Raw genomic sequence first — 19,248 nt, 5'->3', positions numbered from 1 at the left:
GGTCACGCCTTCAGGGTCGCTTCGCCCTTGCGCCAGTTGCAGGGGCAGAGCTCATCGGTCTGGAGGGCGTCCAGCACGCGCAGCACCTCCTCCACGCTGCGCCCGACGCTCAGGTCGTTGACGCTGACGTGGCGGATGACGCCCTGGGGGTCCACGACGAACGTGGCCCGCAGGGGCACGCCCTCGGTGCGGTGCAGAACGCCCAGGGCCGCGCTCAGCTCGCGCTTCGTGTCGGCCAGCATGGGGAAGGGGAGGTCCTGGAGATCGGGGTGCTGGTTCCTCCAGGCCAGGTGCACGAAGTGGGTGTCGGTGCTGGCGCCCAGCAGCTGGGCATCCCGGTCCAGGAAGTCGCCGTTGCGTTTCCCGAAGGCGGCGATCTCGGTGGGGCAGACGAAGGTGAAGTCCATGGGCCAGAGGAAGAGGACCTTCCACTGCCCCGCGAAGCTCTCGTGGGTGAGGGTCTGGAACTCCTTGCCGGCGGTCACGGCCTGGAGGGAGAAGGAGGGGAGGTGGTCGCCGACGGTCAGCATGGGGTTTCCTCTGGGGATGGGGAGCAGGATCGCTCCGCCTGACCAGCTTCGCTCCGGCGGCAACCCAGGTCCAAGATATCGATTCTATGTAAGTGATAGGATATGCCTATGGACACCGCCCCCCTTCCCTTCACCCTCCGCCAGATGCAGTACGCCCTCGCCGTGGCGGAGAACCTCAGCTTCAGGAAGGCCGCGGACCTCTGCGCCGTGGCCCAGCCTTCCCTCAGCGCCCAGGTTGCCGCCCTGGAGGAGGCGCTAGGCGTGACCCTCTTCGAGCGGGGGCGGGGGGGCGTGCGGGTCACGCCCCCGGGCCGGGCCCTGCTCGTCCGCATGGGCCGCATGCTCAGGGAGGGGTCGGACCTGGCGCAGGAGGCCCGGTCCTTCGTGGATCCGCTGGCGGGGCCCCTGCGCCTGGGCATCCTCCCCACGCTCGCGCCCTATGTGCTTTCCTTTCTCACGCCGGCCCTGCAGGCGGCGTTCCCCCGCCTGCAGCCCATCTGGATCGAGGGCACCACCGCCACCCTGACCGCGGGACTGCGGGACGGCGGCCTGGAGGGCGCGCTGCTGGCCCTGGAAGCGGACCTCGGCGACCTCGAGACCTTCCCCCTGGGACAGGACCCCTTCCAGGTGTGCCTGCCCGCGGGCCACCGGCTGGCCCGGGGCACGCGCCCCCTGGACATGGAGGCCCTGGAGGGCGAGCGCATCCTCCTGCTGGATGACGGCCACTGCCTCCGCCACCAGGCCCTGGCCGCCTGCGGCCGCACCCGGGTGGAGGAGCTCGGGTTCCGCGCCACCAGCCTGTCCACCCTGGTCCACATGGTGGCCGGCGGCCTGGGGATCACGCTGCTGCCGCGCCTGGCCGTCGGGACCGAGGCCGCCCGGGCCACGGTGATCCTCCGGCCCCTGGCCCCGCCGGTGCCCTTCCGCACCCTGGCCCTGGCCTGGCGCCCAGGGTCCTACGCCGGCCCTTCCCTCCGGCAGGTGGGGGCGGAGGTGGCGGCCGCCTTCCGGAAGCATCCGGACGGCGGTCGATAATTTTGTGAATTGAACATAATTTAATTGATATCGAGACTCAATCTCGATATTCTTTCTCCGGCGCCGTCAAGGAAACCGGCGTCCAGCTTCTGCCAGGATGACCTCAGCCCCAGGACAACCCGCATGAAAATTTTAACCGATCTCCAGAACCGGTTCCGCCTGAAGGCGGAGGGCCCCGGCGCCTGGAACCCCCTGCGGTACCTGGGCCCGGGCCTGCTGGTGACCGTGGGCTTCATCGACCCCGGCAACTGGGCCTCCAACGTGGCGGCGGGGGCCTCCCACGGCTACACCCTCCTGTGGATCGTCACCCTGTCCACGGTGATGCTCATCCTGCTCCAGCACAACGCGGCGCACCTGGGCATCGTCACGGGCCTGTGCCTGTCCGAGTCCGCCACCCGGCACACGCCCGCCTGGGTCTCCCGCCCGGTCCTGGGCACGGCGGTGCTGGCGGCCATCGCCACGGCCTTCGCGGAGATCCTGGGCGGGGCCATCGCCCTGGGCATGCTCTTCCACCTCCCCCTCAAGGTGGGCGCCTGCCTCACCACCGCCGTGGTGGCGGGCCTGCTGCTGTGGAACTCCTACCGCGTCCTGGAGAAGGTCGTGGTGGGCTTCGTCTCGCTCATCGGCCTGGCCTTCCTGGCCGAGCTGGCCATGGTCCACACCCACTGGTCCGCGGCCGCGGTGGGCTGGGTGCGGCCCACCGCCGGCCAGGGTTCCATGGTCCTGATCATGAGCATCCTGGGGGCGGTGGTGATGCCCCACAACCTCTTCCTCCACTCGGAGTTCATCCAGAGCCGCCAGTGGAACCTGCAGGGGGAGGAGGCCATCCGCGGGCACCTGCGGTTCGAGCTCTTCGACACCCTCTTCTCCATGGGCGCCGGCTGGGCCATCAACAGCGCCATGATCCTCCTGGCCGCCGCCACCTTCCACCGGCACAACCTCGCCGTCACCACCCTGGAGCAGGCCGCCTCCATGCTGCGCCCCATGGTGGGCCCGGCCTCGGGGACGATCTTCGCGGTGGCGCTCCTCTGCGCCGGCCTGGCCTCCACCCTCACGGCGGCCATGGCCGGGGGCTCCATCTTCGCGGGCATCTTCGGCCAGCCCTTCGACGTGCGGGGCACCTCCAGCCGCGCGGGGGTCCTCGTGACGCTGGTCCCCGCGCTCCTGGCCGTGTTCTTCGTGACGGACACCTTCCGGATGCTCATCCTTTCGCAGATGGTCCTGAGCATCCAGCTGCCGATCACCATCCTGCTGCAGGTGTACCTGACGTCCTCCCGGAAGGTCATGGGCAGCCATGCCAACGACCTTCTGGGAGGGAGCATGCTGTGGGCGGTGGCCACGGTGGTGATCGTGCTCAACCTGATGCTGTTCAGGAGCGCGCTGGCGGCGTGACCGTGCCCGTCACTTCCCGATGGTGACGACGCCCGAGGGCGCGAAACCCGTCTGGACCGTCGGGTTGGCCATGAGCGTGAGCGCGCCCGTGGCCTGGTCGATGGTGTACTGCGCCACGGAGGAGCTGCCCCACCCCGTGTCGCCGCTGGTGGCGTAGGCGAACCGGCCCGAGGACTCCACCGTGATGACGGCGGCGCCCGCCCCGCCCGCCGAGACCGTGGGGGTGGCCATGGCGGTGAGCGCCCCCGTGGCCGGGTCGATGGCGTACTGGGCGACGACCGCGGCGCTGGAGGCGGTCAGGATCGCCACGTAGGCGAACTTGCCCGTGGGGTGGATCGCCAGGGTGAAGGCGTAGGTCCCCGCCTTCACCAGGGCCGGGCTCAGGGGCGTCAGCTGCCCGGTGGACGCGTTGACGCTGAACTGGGCGACGGTGCCGTCGAAATAGTTCGTGACGTAGACGTACGTGCCCGAGGCGAGGGTGGCGGTCTTCACGTCGAAGGCCGAGCCGGACCCGTTGACGCCGCCGGAGGGCACCAGGAACGGGCTGAGCGCCGCCAGCGTCCCGTCGGCGTTGATTTTGTACTGGGATACCGTGTTGGCGCCGCCGTTGGCCGCATAGGCGTACGTGCCCGCGGCGACGATGGCGACGGCGTTGGGGCCGTTGCGCCCGTTCGCGGGGTCCCCGCAGGTGACGGTGGCCGGCGCCAGGGCCGCGAGGGCCCCGGTGGAACCCACCGCGTACTGGTTGACGGCGCTGGCCTGCTGGAGGGGGACATAGACGTCGGAGCCCGCGGGATGGACCGCGAGGGCCGAAGGATAGTAGAGCTTGCCGCCGGCAAGGGTCCCCATCAGGACCGTCGGCGTGGCCATGGGCGCAAGGGAGCCGTCCGCGCCCACCGCGAACTGGGCGACGGTGTTGCTGCTCACGTTGGACGCGTAGACGTACCTGCCCAGCGGATCGGCCGCGAGGTACCGGGGATTGTTCCCGGCCGTCGACACCGTCGCCGGGGACAGGGGCGTGAGCGCGCCGTTGGGGCCGATGGAATACTGGGAGATGCTGCCTCCCGAGCCGCCCAGGGTGTTGGCCACGTACGCGTAGCCCCCCGCCCACAGGGCGTAGAGGGTGACGCTGCCGGAGCCCTTCGTGAAGGTCTGGCCCTGCTTGTAGGCCGTGCCGGAGCCGTCCGCCTTGGTCTGCCAGCCCAGGAAGGTGTAGCCGGCATAGGCGAGGCTCCCGGCGTTCCCGAGCACCGTGACGGTCTGCCCCGTCGCGTAGGTGGTGGCATCCACCGGGACGCTTCCGGCCGTCGCGCCGTTGGCGTCATAGGTCACGTTGCCGCTCACCGGGTTGACGGTCCAGTGGGCGTGGAAGGTGAGGTTGGCCGAGCCCATGGCGCAGGTCTGCCCCTGGAGGTAGGTGCTCCCGGTGCCGTCCGCCAGCGTGTTCCAGCCTGCGAAGGCGCTGCCGCTCTTCACGAGGTTCCCGGTGTTCCCGAGGACCGTGACCGCGGCCCCCGGCAGGTAGGCGCCGGTGTCCACCGGAACCGCGCCTCCGGTGTTTCCGTTGCCGGAATACGTCACGGTGTAGGTGGTGGCCGGAGGGGTGACGGGCGTGCCCCCGCCGCCGCCCCCCGAGCACCCCGCCGCCAGCAGGACCACCGCGGCGAGCCCAAGGCCTCGTGCGCCGGTCCGGAAATGCCTCCCAGCTCTGGTTTCCATAACGCCTCCCGCGTTGAGATCCACCTCAGACAGCGGAGGGGAGGGACGGCGTGACTCAGGTTTTTCGCAGGCGGGCTACCTTGGATGAATGGATTCAACGTCGCGCCTTCGGAACATCCTGGCCTTCTGGCTGCCCCTGGCGGCCGCCTGGCTGATGATGGGCGCGGAGGGACCGTACCTGTCGGCCATCGTGGCCCGGCTGGACCGGCCGGTGGAGAACCTGGCGGCCTTCGGGCTGTCCTTTTCCCTGGCCTGGCTGGTTGAATCCCCCATCATCATGCTGCTCTCCGCCACCACGGCCCTGGCCCGGGACCGAGCCAGCTTTCTGGCCCTGCGGCGTTTCGCCTACCTGCTCAACGGCGCCCTCACCGCCCTGCTGATCCTCCTGGCCCTGCCGCCGGTGTTCCGCTTTCTGGCGGAACAGGTGCTGGGGCTGCCGGCCGAGGTTGCCCGCATGGCCAATCTGGCCACAGCCCTGCTGGCCCCCTGGCCCGCGGCGATCGGCTACCGGCGCTTCCACCAGGGCCTGCTGGTGCGGAACGGCCTGACCCGCCGGGTGGCCTACGGAACGGTGCTCCGGCTCGCCACCATGTCCCTGGCCGCGGCCGGCCTGGCCCTGGGCACCCGGTTGCCGGGGGCCTGCATCGGCGCCCTGGCGCTCAGTTCCGGGGTGGTGGCGGAGGCCGCCGCGAGTCGCTGGATGGCACGCCACGTGGTCCGGGACCTCCTGGACCCCGGGCGGGAAAGCGGCCCGGCCCCGAGTCTCGGGGAGCTGGCCCGGTACTACTACCCCCTCGCCCTGACCTCGATCATCGCCATGAGCAACGCGCCCCTGCTCACCTTCTTCCTGGGCCGGGGCCGGGACCCGCTGCAATGCCTGGCCGCATGGCCGGTCGTCCATTCCTTCGTGTTCTTCTTCCGGAGCGGCGGCAGCGCCTTCCAGGAGGTGGGGGTCGCGCTCACCGGCACGGAGGGGCGGAACGAGGCCCAGGTCCGCCGGGCGGCGGCCCTGCTGGCGGCCTGCGCCACCGGCCTCATGCTGGCGGTGGTCCTCACGCCGCTTGGGGCGCTGTGGTTCCGCCGGGTGGTGGGCCTGGGCCCCGGGCTGCTGCCCTTCGCCCTGCTCCCCGCGCGGCTCCTGATCCTGCTTCCGGCCATGGAGTACCTGCTGAGCTTCCAGCGGTCCCGCTGGATCCTGGCCGGCCGGACGTCGGTGATCTCCACCGCCACCGCCCTGGAAACCGCGGTCCTGGTCCTGGGCATGACGCTGTTCGCCCTGGTCCTGGACTGGCGCGGCACCCTGGCGGCCGCCCTGGCCCTCACGGTGGGCCGGGCCGCGGCCTGCGGTTACCTGCTCCGGAAGGCGGCGGACCGGCCGGAGTGAGCGCCGGGAACTCGCAGAGGCTCGCGGAGGAATGGAATGAATGGTGTTGCCTGGATCAACCCCCTCTAGAAGCTCGTCCCCACGCTCCAGGTCAGGCTCGCCGCGCTCTTGAACGGCTTGCCGGACCCGTCGGCGACCTCCTTGCCCAGGCTGTCCTCCCGGATTTCGAGCCGGGTGAAGGTGGCGTGCCACCGGCGTTCCGCGCCCAGGGCGAAGGACGTGGCCCGCAGGCCGGCGTCCCGGGCGGGGGGCAGGGCCGCGGCCACGGAGGGATCGGCCCCCAGGCGGACCCCGGTGTCGTCCTTGAACACCTCAGCCCGGGCGAAGCCCGACCACGCGTCCGTGAACTGGTACTTGCCGATGAGGCCGGCCCCGGACCAGGCGGCCCTGACCGGCCCGGTGGCGCCCTGGAAGGCGCTGGCGGGCAGGGTCTCCCGGGCGGACTCCCCTTCCCACAGGAGGGTGGCCTTGCCCCAGGCCCAGCCGCCCGACAGGCAGAGCCGCTCCCGCTTGCGGCCTTCGGCGCCGGCGGCGCCCCCCGTCGCGTTCTGTTCGGCGCCGCTGAAAGCCATGAGGGTGATGAACCGGTCCGAGGCGCCCCCGTGGTTGTAGGTGAGGCCGAGTCCGGCGGTCTTGCCCTTGTTGTTGTCCTGGACGCGGTCCTCGCCGTTGTAGACCCACAGGTCGGCGCTCCAGGCCGTGGAGAAGGCGTGGTGCCAGTTGAGCCCCACCTGGGCGACGGGGATGGCGTAGGTGAAGAGGAGCCCCCGGCTGGCGGTGATGTCCTGGGTGGGGTCCAGGACTTCCATGCCCATGGGCGTATACATCCGGCCGAACTTCAGGGTGTCCGCGCCGCCGGTCCAGACGAGCTGGGCTTCGGGCCAGGCGAAGGAGCCGGTATCGGCGGGACTGCCGTTGGGGGCCAGGGTGCCGGCGTTCAGGAACCTGGCGGCCTGGCCCGCCAGGAGGGTGAACTTCAGGGACCAGCCGTCCGCCAGGGTCACGTCGGCGCCCAGCTGGAGGCCGTCCACGGCCAGGTGGCCCTCCCCCGAGTCCGCGGAGCGCAGGAAGAGACTCCCGTCGGAGGTGGACTGGTTGGAGGCGGCGCCCGAGGCCCAGAGGGCGCCTCGCCACTTGACGGCCGGTCCCGGCGCGGGCGGGGGTGTCTGGGCGGCGAGTCCCAGGCCGAGAAGGGCGGGCAGGAAAAGGGGTATGCGCATGCATGCTCCGGAAGGAACAGGGTCGACGCCCAGGGTGTGGCCGCAGTGGAACGTTGCAGGGGGACCGGTCACGGCCCGATGGCCAGGGGCCCCTGTTCCGAGGTGCGGACCCGGTAGCAGTCCAGCAGCTCCAGGATGAAGATCTTGCCGTCCCCCACGTGGCCCTCCGCGGACTTGCCCGCGCTCAGGATGGCCTCCACCGCGGGCTGGACGTAGTCCTCGTTCACGGCGATCTCGATCTTCACCTTGGGGAGAAGGCGGACCAGGTCGATCTTGTTGCCCCGGAACTGGTCCGAGAAGCCCTTCTGGGTGCCGCAGCCCCGGACGTCGGAGACCGTCATCAGGTGGATGTCCCTGAGGTGCAGGGCGGCCTGGACATCCTCGAACCGGTCGGGGCGGATGATGGCGATGATCATCTTCATGGTTGACTCCTTTTGCTGGGGTTGGGTCAGGATCGCTTCGCTCACTTCCGGCCGAGGCCGCGGATCTCGATGGGCGCGCCGGCGGGGGCCGCGAGGGCCGAGATCACGTATTCGGGGTAGGCCGAGATGCCGTGCTCGTGGACATCCATGCCGTCCAGCTCGCCCTCCTTGGAGAGCCGCAGGAGGCCCGCGGCGTTGATGGCATGCATGACCGCGAGGGCGACGGCCACGGTGGCTCCCGTGACGATGAGGCTGCCGATGGCCTGGGCCTCCAGGACCTTGAAGCCGCCGCCGTAGAACAGCCCGGTCAGCCTGCTGGACAGGTCGGGCGAAACCGGGTCGCTGCCGATGGCGGAGAACTGGCCGCTGGCGAAGAGGCCGAGGGACAGCGTTCCCCAGATGCCGTTCATCATGTGCACGGGCACGGCGCCGATGGGATCGTCGATGCGCAGGTATTCGAGCAGGTCCACGCCGAGGATGACGATGACGCCGGCCAGCGCGCCGATCACGACCGAGCCGAAGGGACTCACCCAGTAGCAGGGGCAGGTGATGGCCACCAGGCCCGCCAGGAACCCGTTGGTGATCGAGCCCGCGTCCCACTTGTCCGTGCGGCGGTAGACGAAGAAAACGGCCGTCAGACCCGCGGCGCAGGCGGCGAGGGTCGTGTTGGCGGCCACCCGGCCCACCCCTTCGAAGTCCATGGCGGAGAGGGTGCTGCCGGGGTTGAAGCCGTACCAGCCGAACCAGAGCAGCAGGCCGCCGCACACGGCAATGGTCAGATCGTGGGGCGTCATGGGGCCGCCGCCGTCCCGCTTGAACTTGCGCCCGAGCCGCGGGCCCAGGACGATGGCGCCGGCCAGGGCCACGGCGCCGCCGATGGTGTGCACCACCGTGGACCCCGCGAAGTCATGGAAGTTCATGCCCAGCGAAGCGAGGAAGTGCCCGTCGCTGCCCATGGTGGCGAGGAACCCGTCCGGCCCCCAGGCCCAGTGGCCGATGATGGGGTAGATGAAGCCGGAAACCGCGAAGCTGTACAGGATGTCGCCGATGAAGTCGGTGCGCCCGATCATGGCGCCGGAGGTGATGGTCGAGCAGGTGTCCGCGAAGGCGAACTGGAAGAGCCAGTGGGCCAGGAAGGCCACGCCGGTGGCCCCGTAGGTGGCCGGGGCGCCCTTGAGGAAGAACCAGTGGTAGCCGATGAAGCCGTTGCCGGTGCTGAACATGAACGCGTAGCCGAAGGCCCAGAAGAGGATGCCGCACAGGCAGGTGTCGAACACGCACTCCACCAGCACGTTCACGGTCTCCCGGGAGCGGCAGAAGCCCGCTTCCAGCATGACGAAGCCCACCTGCATCGCGAAGACCAGGAAGGCTGCGAGCAGCACCCAGAGGGTGTTGAGGGGATTGATGATGTCCTTGGCGGCCACGGCCGGGGGCGCGGGCGCCGCCGCGGGGGCCGGCGCCGCCGCGGCCTGCACCGGGGGAGCGGCCGCAACGGCGGGAGGCGTGCCGGCCGGGGCCTGCGCCCGGGCGGCGTTGCCGTTGAGCAGCACCGGGATGAGGATCATCATGCCGAGCACCAGGGCGAGTCCCAGCAGCTTGCCCGAAGCCAGCGTCACGCCGTAGCGGCGCCACTCCGGATCCCGCAGCCGCAGGATCAGCCGTGCCATTTTCCCTTGGGTCGAGAGCTTTTCGCCCCCACGTGCAATGCGCGTCATCGCAGGCTCCTTGGAATTGGGGTAGAGAAGGGCTCCGGCTCGCCATTGCGAGCCAGGGCGGGTGGGGTTGTGGGCGAAAAGCAAGCACCCCCGATCGGCTGTCGCGAATCGGGGGTGATGGTGACCGGTGGGAATGAACTAGCCTCTTCCCTCCCGGGTCCCTTCGCGATTCGCGGGGGGCCGGGGATTCTGCTGCTGCTGTCGGGAGGAGGAACGCATGACGGTCACCTGATGCAGAGAACCTTGTCACGGCATCATGGATCGTTCAAGGATTATTTCTTAAAAATTTATTATAATTCTTGACAATTTTATATTTGTTTGCATTGTATTTAATTTAATTCAAACGTTTTTAGTGATTACGTTCTCGGATCTCCGGCCATCGGCTCCGGGTCGGAGGGTGCCCGCGATCCGGATCCGGCGGCGAAGTTCCATCCCGAGGCAACCGATCCTGGAAGAATGAGCCATCCAGGCCAGGGGCACCCCATGTCGCATTCCGTCATGATTCCCATGTTCCTCCTAGCGTGCGGGTGCTTGTCGGCGCAGTCCGGGCAGGCCATCCCCCCCGGGCCATCGCCATCAAGGCGGCCGAGGAGGCCCCGGGGGAGCGGAAGGCGGCGCTGGTGATCGGCAATGCGGCCTACCGGGTCACGCCCCTGAAGAACGCCGTCCACGACGCCCAGGATATGGCCTCGGCCCTTCGGGACTGCGGTTTCAAGGTCCGGCTCGTCCTGGACGCTGACCGGGAGGGCATGTTCAAGGCGGTACGCGAGTTCGGGCACCTGGAAGGCGGAGAAGGTGAGTTTCAAGCTGAACCAGGTGGAGTCGATCAGGTAGCCGGGTCACCGGGACGTGCGTCCCGCAGGAGATTCATCCTCAATTTGGGCTGCCCTCATTCCAAGGCGCCTTGCGGGTTTGCCACCCCCGGCGAACGAACCGGCCTCTTGGCAAGGTGGGGCAGACCGTCCCGAAGCTGGATGACGCCGCACTCATCGCAGATCCCATGAGAATAGATCTCATGGTTCTCTTTACGGCGTTCAAACACCCACCCCTTGCCCGTCCAGATTCGATTGCACCAGGCGCATCGATAGGACAGCAGAGCACCACGATTCGTATCCATGGCGTCCACCCGTCAGTGTGCGTAGGGGAAGATAAGCAAGAACCATGAGTTTGCAATGGGCAATCACGGGGTCCAGGTTCAGATCCCAGGCTGGCCACCGAACCCGATCCCAGGAGGGACATCGTGACCCTTGCGCTCAAAGACGCCACCGCCTGGGCCGGCTCCGGCCCGCAGCGCGTCTGTGGCATGGACAGAAATCAGCCCTTCCTTCCGAAGGGCTGATTTGGTGCCAGGTCTGGCGGAGAGAATAGGATTCGAACCTACGGTGCGATCACTCGCACACCTGATTTCGAGTTTTACCACGGTAGTATCGTCACATTTCTGAACTTTTCGTAAAGTGTTGGTTTAAAATAGAGTAATAGGTTGTATGGATCGTTGCCAACATCCTCAATTCTTTGCTTGGTGGTAGCCCGGTGGTAGCCCGTAAGTACGCCTGAACCCCAACTGAATCGAGCAGCACTGGCTTCGGTACTCATGATCTCATGGGGACCTCGCTTGAACACGACCAAGTTTGATCAAAAGACTCTTACAGCCCTCAAACCGCCATCTAGCAGGATAGGGATTCCGGACCCCAAGACACCCGGATTGGTCCTCCGAGTCACGCCGAATGGGGCCAAAACGTACTACTTCCTCTACCGCATGGGAGGGAGAGAAACCCGCAAACGCTGGCTCAAAATAGCATCGTTTGCTGATCTGCCACTGGTGCGAGCACAGGAATTGGCACGGGCATACCGCGCCCAGGTGGATCGAGGGGAAGATCCTGAACAGGTCCTCCGAGAGAAAACCAACGAAGGCGCCACTATCAAGGATTTGGCGGAGAGGTTTGAGCAGGACTACTTGCCTAAGCTCGCGCCGAGGTCACAGGAGGGTTATAAGGACAGTATCCGAGTACATATCCTTCCAAAACTCGGGAAAATTGAAATTAAAAAGCTGGATCGTGATCAGATCATCCCATGGCACTCCAGAATCAAGGGGTCGAGGGCGGCAAATCTAGCCCTGGCGATCCTCTCCTGCATGATGACTCAAGCCATGCTCTGGAAACTCCGCCCCGAAACCATCAACCCGTGCTCCCACGTCAAGCGGAATACCGAGGAACCTCGCGTCAGAGATATCAGTGATGAGGAGCTAAAAGCCTTGGGCAAGGCCATTCAGGACTTGGAGGGAGTCTGCTCACCCTGGTCGCTGGCGGCCATCAAAGTGACAGCCCTCTGCTGGGGTCGCCTCTCAGAGGTGCTGAGCCTCAGGAGGGACAAGGACTGCTTCTTGGACGAAGGTTACGCCTTGATTCGCGATCACAAGGGCAGGAAGCAGCAGGGGGCCAAGCGCCTCGAACTGGCTCCTCAGGTTGTGGAACTCCTGAAGACTCTCCCCGAAGTTGTTGGTAACCCTTACTACTTCGCCAATTCACGTGGGGTAGGCAAGCCCATTACTCGGCACGGGTTGAGGACGACTTGGTTGCTCGTGTGCGAGAAGGCCAACGTGACAGACCTCCACGTACATGATTTCCGAAGCCTAGCGGCCAGTGAAGGAGAGGAGCAAGGTGTGAGTCCGAAGACGATGGCAGCGGTTCTTGGCCATTCTGACCCGAAAACCACAATGAAATATTATGCAAAAACCAGGAAGCGGAAGACAACCGAAGTCGCGGCCCAGGTGGCTGCGCCGATAGCAGCGGCCATGGGAATCTAGCCGCTGATACCACCATGCGCACAAGACTCTGAACAGCAATATTGTTCAAAAACGGGAAATTCAAAATTCCCAAATTTTTTGTGCGAATTTCCTCGACCCCTACCCCCACCCCTCCTGGAAAACGATTCGAAAACCTTTGGGGTGCGACATTCCGGGGGCCTCTATCCTTCCCTTGCGTTCAGGCCATGTTGCGACAACTCGACCAGACTGATGATGTCCCACGAGGGCAACCCGTCCGCGACTCGCCTCATGTAGGTTACAGACTCCGGGTTGTCCCTATCGTAGGTCACCCGGACGCTCCAGAGCACCACGGCGGCGTCCAGGATCTCCGAGCCCGTCCCCAACTCGGTGCCCGGCGGCGGTTCCCCGAGCACACGCTTGATCTGCCGGGCGTAAGCAAGGGCTTCGACCAGATTGCGCTCGCTGAACGCTTGGTCCCCGACAGCCGCGAGGGACTCCTCGTAGGGGCCGGAACCGATGTGCTCGATCGCAATCCTCATGGTTGCTCCTTGATCCAGCAGCGGTATTCATTTCCCCACTGCTACCCCTGCCGCCTCTGGAATTCGCTTCTCATGTGGCGTTCGATCAGTCCGTACAGGTGAGCGGTCGCGTGGCCGTCCTGGACGTAACTCAACCCCGTGCAGCCCACCACGAACAGCGGAAGCGGACCCGAGGTGACGGTGCTTTGGAACGGCTCCGTGATCTGAAACTTACAGTACCGGGTGCTGGCTTCGAGGATTTCAGCCCGGAACCTGACCCCGTCCAGGATGCGCACAACCTCCCGAGGTTCCTCCGGGTCAAGGTCAGTGAGCGAGACCACCCATCCTGGCACCACCTTCGGTTTACTCACGGGGGTTCCCCTGGCACGGGGTAGAGTCCAATGGCTGAAGGCCCAGCCTCCCATGCGGGAAGTCCAGGAAGACCCGGAAGGCGCGGTAGAGGTCGGCACTGACGATCCAGCCCGTCTCCATCCAGGCGAGTTTCCCGTCCACCTCCGTGGGGAGTTCCCCGTACTGGACGGTGAATCCCATACCCCCGAGCCGAAGGTCTGCTTCCCATACCGGCGTCCTGATCGTCCCGAACAGGATGGACCACACCGTCTCAGATTCGGCTGGCCTCGCACCCGGCAGCGACCCGCCCACCCGGTAGCTCAGGGCTGCACCGGAGTCCAGGATCGCCCTGGCCCCATCGCCCAAGGTCACGATAGGAGGCCCGTCCTGGGCGTCCATGGGCAGCCAAACGGTGCCATCTACCACCGGGGAGACATGGGTGGCCCTGACGATCCCGGCAGCCCTGTTGATATCCCAGGCGAAACAGCCGAGCACATTCATGCCGACAATCCCATCCACCATGAGGCCAAGGATGTTGAACCCATTCTCCAGGTATGACTTGGGGAAGGGCATCTTCATGAAACTGACGTGTCCACCCAGCATTTCAAGTCCCTGAGGGCCGCCGGGCAGCCAGATTGTCAGGGGGCTGCCTGTATCAAGCAGAAGCCGGTAACCTTGGTGCTGGATGACCAGATAGCGGGGGTCATCCATGAGATCGAACGCGAAGGTCTTGGTCGTTGTGGTCGTGGTTTCTCCTTTGGGTTGTGGGCTCATGACGCCTCCACCTGGAGGGCCGCAAAGCCGCGAATCTGCTTGATCTTCTTGCCACGCAGCCTGGACTTGGATTCCTCCGCACAGGCCGCCAGGAGGATCTCCTGGCTGATGGCCCCGGCCTCCACCGCACGGGCAACGCCCTCCAGGAAGGCGTTCCGAACGAGGCCACCGGAAAGGGGGAACCGCTCCGCGACCTCGTTCAGGTCAAGGGCTTCCGAGCCGGGGACACGTGCCCTACCGAACAGATTGGCCCAGATCCTCGCCCTCACCTCGGCGTCAGGCTCGGGAAATTCGAGGCGATGCTGGATTCGGCGTTCAATCGCCGGGTCGAGCCCGGAGGCATGGTTGGTCGTGAACACCAGGATGCCTTCGAACCTGTCCAACTCAGTGAGCCACGCATTGCCGAGGCTAACCTGATACCTCTTGGTGCTTCCTTCGGCCTTGCTCCGGTCTCCAAGAACCGAATCGGCCTCGTCCAGGAGGAGGACGGCGTTCCTGCCGTTGGCTTTGGCCTCCTGGAAGAACTCGTGGAGGCGGGATTCCGAGGCACCCACGTAGGCGCTCTCCAAATCACTGGCCTGTATGCGCCACAGAGGTGCACCCAGTTCCTTGGCCAACACCTCAGCGGCCATGCTCTTGCCCGTACCTGAGGGGCCGTGGAACAGGCAGATGCCCTTGGCCTTGCCGGTGAGAGCAGTATCGATCCCCCAGGATTCCAGCATCTGCCCCCGGCCCCGGATGCTCCTGATGACCCGCAGGAACCTGTCCAGCACCTCCGGCGTCAGACACAGATCCTTGATTCCCACCTTGGGTTCGACCACCTCGGCATACCCGGACTTCTGCTGGGACGCCCCGTGCTGCTGAACGGCCCGGTCCACCTGGCCTTTCACTTCCTCCGAGGTGCAGGGCCGCCACCTCGCGGTCGCCTGGATACGTTTGACCGTATTGACCAACTGGCCGGGCGTGATCCCCGACCTGCCAATCTCGATCCCATCCACATCCTTGAAGAGCGGACCCGCGTCCTTCAAGATCCTCCAGCAGAACAGGATCATGGTGGCGACATCCAGCGCCCCGAGATCCAGGACCAAGTCCACGAGGTTCTCGGTCTGGAAGCGGCACCTTCCCTGCTCCTCGCGCAGGAACAGGAGCCCCATCTGGTCCTGGAGCTTCGCCCAGTCATCAGAATCGAAATTGCTGTTCAGGTCGATGATTGAGCAGCACCCCGGCCTGGGATCGGCGTAGGCGTTGATCTCCCTGAAAGGCTGGCCGAGGTGGTCGGCGATTGCCCGTGCCAGTGTCCTCCTACCGTAGCCCTCGCCACCCTTGAGGAGAATGGTGAACAACTTGTCTGCCTGGGGAGGATGCTGGACCAGTCCCTCCACGGTCTGCCTGACTTCTTTAGCCAGGACAAGATCCTGGAACTGGGTGACGGACTGGTCTTCCACAACCTTGATCTTGGTGCCGAGCAACTTCTCCAGGGCGTTCAGGTTCAGGCTGAACCGGGTCCGAAGGAACTTACCGACCGAGAATGGCTCGGATTCCTGCCTCTTGCGACCCCGCCGCCACGTTTCCTCGACATTCAGGAGGCCCTGTTGCCGGAGCGGGGCATCCACGGCCAGCCGATGAGCGAGTTCCTGGATACCGTTCGGCGGAATCATACCGAGGTGATGGAGGACGAGACTGCACTCCAGATCCTCGCCCCTTGGGAGGGGTGGGTCCAGGATTCCAGCATACAGACAGATCGATTGAGCCAAGCTCAAAGCCAAGACCTGATGGCTCACCTGATCGTCCAGGCCCATTGCGGCCTGATTCAGCCAGGGCGGTGCTCCAGACTCCCCAGCCATGGCCATGAGGCTATCCCAGCCACTTTCAGGGCACCGGTCTGCGACCCACCCCAGGAGAACCTCGGAGTAGGTGTCCAAAGAACCACGATCCAGACTGAACCGCCGACCGGGAGTCGGAGACGGAGCGGTACCCGCTTTCCGGCAGGTTCCGATACGTGGACCGGGCTTCTTGGTGGGGGTGCCGGGGTTCTGCTGGGAGCCGAGCGTTGAGGATGTCTGGCAAGTGCACTTTTGATCGGCGCTCGCTACAAATTCCTCATCAGGCATCAGGTCTCCGGCGGGAGCCGAAAGTGACTCCACCTACTATTTTACTGGCCTGAGATGGGATCTTTATACAATTATCTTAGAATCCACCCACCCACTAGCCTTAAGGACCCGGCGTGACCCCATACCGAGTAGAAGAGATCCAGGGGAGAGCGGCAGCCGCTGGCAAGCTGGTGATGGCATGATGTACTACCCAAATCAAGCCACGGAGGTGATCAATGAATCAGGTCCACCACATCCGGGTGCCAGAGTTTTCATGCAGTGAGTACCGTAGCCTTGGATTTCAGCGTCATCTTTTCAATTTTCTCCAAAAGGGCGGCCAGGAAGCACTGAGATTGAGGGTTGAAAGCCGGAGCAGGGCGAGTGGCACTATGCCCCGCTGGCTCAAGGACGCGAGCGAAATTGAATTTTTAGGGTACGGGGCCGAACCGGGAGATTTATTGTTCGAAGCTCCTGCTTTGGGACCAATCATGCAGAGTGATGACCGGTCAGCTTTGTTTGCGCCCTCATGGTTGCCAACCCAATCAGTATTGGAACTCCTTGAAGGCAGCATCCAGGATGCACTTTCTACCTCTCCCGATAGCGAGTGGCTTGACGATGGCCTATTGGACACAATAGATACGGAGTTAAGGCCCATATTCAAGCGATTCTCTTCCATCGAGTGGCGGAATGGTAGAGAAGTCAAAGTGAGTCGGGAGTCACTTCACAGTTTCAGTGCCCTCAGGCAAAAGACACCCGCGCCACAGGAGTGCAGAATTTACGGGAAACTTGAAGCAATCCGCCACTCAGACCACGCCTTTGCACTGGTGCTTGAGGACAAGCATGTCATCCGGGGCGTGGCCATGCCAGACTTGGATGAGAAGCTCAAGAAACAGTGGGGTACAATGGTGGTTGTACATGGAGAAGCTGTCTTTAGGCCATCCAAGACCTTACTTAGAATTGAGGCTCGTGATATTGAACCGGCCCAACCCAAAGACGTAGTTTTTTCATACATACCCCAACCGCTTTTTTCCGAGATCGAGATCGAGAGCTTCACTGAAACTCAGGCTAAAGGTGGGATAAGGTCCATATTTGGGAAATGGCCAGGGACTGAAACAGAAGAAGAAATTATCGCCGCCCTTAGGAAGATGCGATGACCACCCAACCGATTCTTCTTGATACATGCGCCTTGGTTTATATCTTGAGGGGAACTTCCACCGGCGAAGAGATCATCAAGACCCATCACCTAAATGAACGCAAAGACAAACCGCTCGTATCAACGGTTTCAGCAGGTGAACTGTTAGCCCTCATCGCTCAATGGAACTGGGGAGAAGCCAAGATCAAAGCAACCCATGAACTACTCCGGAAACTTGTCCTTGTCCCAGTAACTACTGGAACAATTAAGGACGTTTACGGAGAGCTAATGAATTTTTCTCTCCAGAAAGGGTACCCTCTGGGCCAAAATGACCACTGGATCGCCGCAACAGCGAAGGTCGTTGGTGCCCTGGTAGTCACCACAGATAAGGATTTTGATGGTTTGTCAGAGATGGGGATGGTAGACCGGTTCCTTCACACTCTCCCCGAAGGGAAGGTTGCATCAAAGCACAAACGGAAGCCACCAAAGGGGCACTAATTAATGCACGTACATCGAGGTATCAGTTTCAAACGCTGGCACCTTGGGCCGCCCTTGTCCTTGTCGAACCAATGCAGGGATGCGATATTCATTTCATCCTAGCAAGCAAGAGGTCCAGATGCCAATTTCGCGCCCAGGCAAATTACTCAAACGCATCATCTTGGCAGTTGCTGTGATCATCTTCGGAGCATGTGTCCTGAATTATGCAGCACGATACAGGGATTTCAGACATGGGTTGATCGGGTTCGGGGGAATCAATCTGGGTGACTCCCGCGATGAAGTGACTTATCGTGCTGGCACTCCAACACAAGTCATCGGGCCAGAGGAAACCATCCAGGGTTGGCGGCTATGCCCTGTTTACAATACTGATGACAACGCTCCCGGCTTTAAAATCCCGAAGGGAAAGCGTGTCAAGGAGTTCGCGGAATGGGAATACACCGGGCCAAATTACAAGGCGGGTCTACATGTAAAGTTTGATCCGCAGGGGCTGGTTAAGTCCATAAGGTGGTTCCCGGTTCCTGAGAAGCCAGTACATTGGGGTCCCGTTGCGGGGATCAGCTGTGCTGATGTGGAAGAGAAGGTTCTGGGTTTGGGCCCACCTACTTCCATGTCCATCGAGAAGGATACTTACACCAAGACCATCGAATATAGCGACATCGGGGTTTCATTCATCTTAGAGCGTGGCAAGGTCTACCAAGTCGAGATCACTTCGCCCAAAAGGGGGACCTGGGCTGCCTTCAGGCGGTTCCTCCGTACACTGCCCTAGACGCTACCTGATACCTGGTGTCACACCTGTTGGGATTCCCCCCATCATGGGGGGACCATCTGTTATGTGTTATCGAAAATGTCGGTTTCTGAGAACCCGCTGAGTCGGTGGCCCGAGGCACACAAAACCAGGTCTTTTCCATTCTCGAAAACCTTTCTTGAAACTAGATTCTCAGTTTGGTACAATGAGATGAGTTTCGAGAGGATCTGGATGTTCATCGGCTACGCCCGAGTCTCGACTGACGATCAATCCCTTCTCCTTCAGACGGACGCTCTGGAGAGGGCCGGGTGCGAGAGGACGTTTCAGGACCAGATGACTGGAACCCGGATGGATCGTCCAGCGTTGATAGAGGCCATGTCCCACCTTCGGGCAGGTGACACCCTGGTGGTCTGGAAGCTGGATCGCCTCGGGCGCAGCGTTAAGGGGCTGGTGGACATGGTGGCGGAACTGGCCACCCGGAATGTCCACTTCAAGAGCCTGACCGACCAGATCGACACCTCAACCCCGGCGGGGCGGTTCTTCTTCCACGTGATGGCGTCCCTGGCCCAGATGGAGAGGGAACTGATCGCTGAGCGCACCATCGCAGGGCTCCAGGCGGCAAGGAAGGTCGGGCGCATCGGTGGTCGCAAGCGGAAGATGGACGCCGGGAAGGTAGACGCAGCGAAGCACCTGCTCCGGTCCGGCGTTTTGCCCAAGGATGTGGCGAAGAACCTCGGCGTGTCGGTTCCTACGCTGTACCGGTGGGTTCCGGCTACCGCGATGGAGTAGCTTGAAGCTCGATTTGTCCTAGGATGCACCTTCGAAGATACATCCTTCGGACAGAGGCCCGACTCACGCCCAAGTGCCTCGCGGTCTCCGCCATGCCGAGGACGCTGACGAGTTCATCGAGTCGATCAGCCTGGGGCCATTCGATCTTCGTTGGGTACGCAAGCCTCTTA

The 19,248-nt window shown here is 63.9% G+C and carries 17 protein-coding genes; 9 read left to right on the top strand and 8 right to left on the bottom strand.

The genetic code is table 11. The features are described 5' to 3' along the window. Nucleotides 1-2: 2 nt before the first annotated feature. Nucleotides 3-530, bottom strand: coding sequence for a peroxiredoxin (locus ACZ5MC_RS05430; protein ID WP_306599300.1), 528 nt, complete (start codon nt 528-530; stop codon nt 3-5). A 108-nt stretch (nt 531-638) separates the two neighbouring features. Here ACZ5MC_RS05430 and ACZ5MC_RS05425 point away from each other — a divergent pair, with 108 nt between their 5' ends. Together ACZ5MC_RS05425 and ACZ5MC_RS05420 are read left to right on the top strand one after the other, a co-directional pair. Further along, complete coding sequence (locus tag ACZ5MC_RS05425) at nt 639-1,565, top strand: hydrogen peroxide-inducible genes activator (protein WP_464517228.1); 927 nt, start codon at nt 639-641, stop codon at nt 1,563-1,565. A gap of 123 nt (nt 1,566-1,688) precedes the next feature. After that, a complete protein-coding gene (locus ACZ5MC_RS05420) occupies nt 1,689-2,957 on the top strand; it encodes an Nramp family divalent metal transporter (protein WP_306599297.1) in 1,269 nt (422 codons plus the stop codon). 9 nt (nt 2,958-2,966) lie between these two features. Here the strand turns inward: ACZ5MC_RS05420 and ACZ5MC_RS05415 are convergent, their stop codons facing one another. Beyond that, nucleotides 2,967-4,676 (bottom strand): beta-propeller fold lactonase family protein, encoded by a 1,710-nt coding sequence (locus ACZ5MC_RS05415; protein WP_306599296.1) that lies wholly within the window; start codon nt 4,674-4,676, stop codon nt 2,967-2,969. 88 nt (nt 4,677-4,764) lie between these two features. On the opposite strand from ACZ5MC_RS05415, the gene ACZ5MC_RS05410 reads away from it, so the two are divergent. Beyond that, nucleotides 4,765-6,060 carry a hypothetical protein gene (locus tag ACZ5MC_RS05410; protein WP_464517227.1) on the top strand — a complete coding sequence of 432 codons (1,296 nt, stop codon included), beginning with the start codon at nt 4,765-4,767 and terminating at the stop codon, nt 6,058-6,060. Nucleotides 6,061-6,125: 65 nt separating this feature from the next. On the opposite strand, the gene ACZ5MC_RS05405 is transcribed toward ACZ5MC_RS05410, so the two are convergent. The 3 genes from ACZ5MC_RS05405 to ACZ5MC_RS05395 form a co-directional block, all read right to left on the bottom strand. Next, nucleotides 6,126-7,280, bottom strand: a complete 1,155-nt coding sequence (locus ACZ5MC_RS05405) for an outer membrane beta-barrel protein (protein ID WP_464517226.1) — start codon at nt 7,278-7,280, stop codon at nt 6,126-6,128. A 68-nt stretch (nt 7,281-7,348) separates the two neighbouring features. Continuing rightward, nucleotides 7,349-7,702, bottom strand: coding sequence for a P-II family nitrogen regulator (locus ACZ5MC_RS05400; RefSeq protein ID WP_306599293.1), 354 nt, complete (start codon nt 7,700-7,702; stop codon nt 7,349-7,351). A 41-nt stretch (nt 7,703-7,743) separates the two neighbouring features. After that, on the bottom strand, nt 7,744-9,369 hold the full coding sequence (locus tag ACZ5MC_RS05395) for an ammonium transporter (protein ID WP_464517225.1): 1,626 nt from the start codon (nt 9,367-9,369) through the stop codon (nt 7,744-7,746). 569 nt (nt 9,370-9,938) lie between these two features. Here ACZ5MC_RS05395 and ACZ5MC_RS05390 point away from each other — a divergent pair. Both ACZ5MC_RS05390 and ACZ5MC_RS05385 read left to right on the top strand, forming a co-directional pair. Then, nucleotides 9,939-10,421, top strand: a complete 483-nt coding sequence (locus ACZ5MC_RS05390) for a caspase family protein (RefSeq protein ID WP_464517224.1) — start codon at nt 9,939-9,941, stop codon at nt 10,419-10,421. A gap of 608 nt (nt 10,422-11,029) precedes the next feature. Then, entirely contained in the window at nt 11,030-12,220 is a 1,191-nt protein-coding gene (locus ACZ5MC_RS05385; RefSeq protein WP_464517223.1) for a tyrosine-type recombinase/integrase, read from the top strand. Nucleotides 12,221-12,381: 161 nt separating this feature from the next. Here the strand turns inward: ACZ5MC_RS05385 and ACZ5MC_RS05380 are convergent, their stop codons facing one another. From ACZ5MC_RS05380 to ACZ5MC_RS05370, 3 genes are all read right to left on the bottom strand, one after another. After that, a complete protein-coding gene (locus ACZ5MC_RS05380; RefSeq protein ID WP_464517222.1) occupies nt 12,382-12,720 on the bottom strand; it encodes a hypothetical protein in 339 nt (112 codons plus the stop codon). A 342-nt stretch (nt 12,721-13,062) separates the two neighbouring features. Then, nucleotides 13,063-13,824, bottom strand: a complete 762-nt coding sequence (locus tag ACZ5MC_RS05375; RefSeq protein WP_464517221.1) for a hypothetical protein — start codon at nt 13,822-13,824, stop codon at nt 13,063-13,065. Continuing rightward, a complete protein-coding gene (locus ACZ5MC_RS05370) occupies nt 13,821-15,746 on the bottom strand; it encodes an ATP-binding protein (RefSeq protein WP_464517220.1) in 1,926 nt (641 codons plus the stop codon). Before ACZ5MC_RS05370 ends, ACZ5MC_RS05375 begins: the two co-directional genes overlap by 4 nt. Before the next feature lie 404 nt (nt 15,747-16,150). Between ACZ5MC_RS05370 and ACZ5MC_RS05365 the strand changes: the two genes are divergently transcribed. The 4 genes from ACZ5MC_RS05365 to ACZ5MC_RS05350 all read left to right on the top strand — a co-directional run bounded on the left by ACZ5MC_RS05365 (nt 16,151) and on the right by ACZ5MC_RS05350 (nt 19,078). Next, nucleotides 16,151-17,068 carry a hypothetical protein gene (locus tag ACZ5MC_RS05365; protein ID WP_464517219.1) on the top strand — a complete coding sequence of 306 codons (918 nt, stop codon included), beginning with the start codon at nt 16,151-16,153 and terminating at the stop codon, nt 17,066-17,068. Beyond that, nucleotides 17,065-17,544 carry a type II toxin-antitoxin system VapC family toxin gene (locus tag ACZ5MC_RS05360; protein ID WP_464517218.1) on the top strand — a complete coding sequence of 160 codons (480 nt, stop codon included), beginning with the start codon at nt 17,065-17,067 and terminating at the stop codon, nt 17,542-17,544. The genes ACZ5MC_RS05365 and ACZ5MC_RS05360 overlap by 4 nt, the downstream gene beginning before the upstream one ends. Nucleotides 17,545-17,662: 118 nt before the next feature. Beyond that, a complete protein-coding gene (locus ACZ5MC_RS05355) occupies nt 17,663-18,310 on the top strand; it encodes a hypothetical protein (protein WP_464517217.1) in 648 nt (215 codons plus the stop codon). Between the two features lie 210 nt (nt 18,311-18,520). After that, nucleotides 18,521-19,078, top strand: a complete 558-nt coding sequence (locus tag ACZ5MC_RS05350) for a recombinase family protein (RefSeq protein ID WP_464517216.1) — start codon at nt 18,521-18,523, stop codon at nt 19,076-19,078. Nucleotides 19,079-19,248: the final 170 nt, after the last annotated feature.

The sequence above is a fragment of the Mesoterricola sp. JemC181 genome, assembly GCF_055384585.1.
Note: the sequence above shows the minus strand (reverse complement) of the source record. Positions and strands in the feature narration are given on the sequence as shown.

Coding starts and splice junctions, on each gene's coding strand:
- ACZ5MC_RS05360 (WP_464517218.1), top strand. CDS start 17,065: ATGACCACCCAACCGATTCTTCTTGATACATGCGCCTTGGTTTATATC.
- ACZ5MC_RS05380 (WP_464517222.1), bottom strand. CDS start 12,720: ATGAGGATTGCGATCGAGCACATCGGTTCCGGCCCCTACGAGGAGTCC.
- ACZ5MC_RS05420 (WP_306599297.1), top strand. CDS start 1,689: ATGAAAATTTTAACCGATCTCCAGAACCGGTTCCGCCTGAAGGCGGAG.
- ACZ5MC_RS05405 (WP_464517226.1), bottom strand. CDS start 7,280: ATGCGCATACCCCTTTTCCTGCCCGCCCTTCTCGGCCTGGGACTCGCC.
- ACZ5MC_RS05355 (WP_464517217.1), top strand. CDS start 17,663: ATGCCAATTTCGCGCCCAGGCAAATTACTCAAACGCATCATCTTGGCA.
- ACZ5MC_RS05430 (WP_306599300.1), bottom strand. CDS start 530: ATGCTGACCGTCGGCGACCACCTCCCCTCCTTCTCCCTCCAGGCCGTG.
- ACZ5MC_RS05395 (WP_464517225.1), bottom strand. CDS start 9,369: ATGGCACGGCTGATCCTGCGGCTGCGGGATCCGGAGTGGCGCCGCTAC.
- ACZ5MC_RS05415 (WP_306599296.1), bottom strand. CDS start 4,676: ATGGAAACCAGAGCTGGGAGGCATTTCCGGACCGGCGCACGAGGCCTT.
- ACZ5MC_RS05400 (WP_306599293.1), bottom strand. CDS start 7,702: ATGAAGATGATCATCGCCATCATCCGCCCCGACCGGTTCGAGGATGTC.
- ACZ5MC_RS05375 (WP_464517221.1), bottom strand. CDS start 13,824: ATGAGCCCACAACCCAAAGGAGAAACCACGACCACAACGACCAAGACC.
- ACZ5MC_RS05425 (WP_464517228.1), top strand. CDS start 639: ATGGACACCGCCCCCCTTCCCTTCACCCTCCGCCAGATGCAGTACGCC.
- ACZ5MC_RS05410 (WP_464517227.1), top strand. CDS start 4,765: ATGGATTCAACGTCGCGCCTTCGGAACATCCTGGCCTTCTGGCTGCCC.
- ACZ5MC_RS05350 (WP_464517216.1), top strand. CDS start 18,521: ATGTTCATCGGCTACGCCCGAGTCTCGACTGACGATCAATCCCTTCTC.
- ACZ5MC_RS05365 (WP_464517219.1), top strand. CDS start 16,151: ATGAATCAGGTCCACCACATCCGGGTGCCAGAGTTTTCATGCAGTGAG.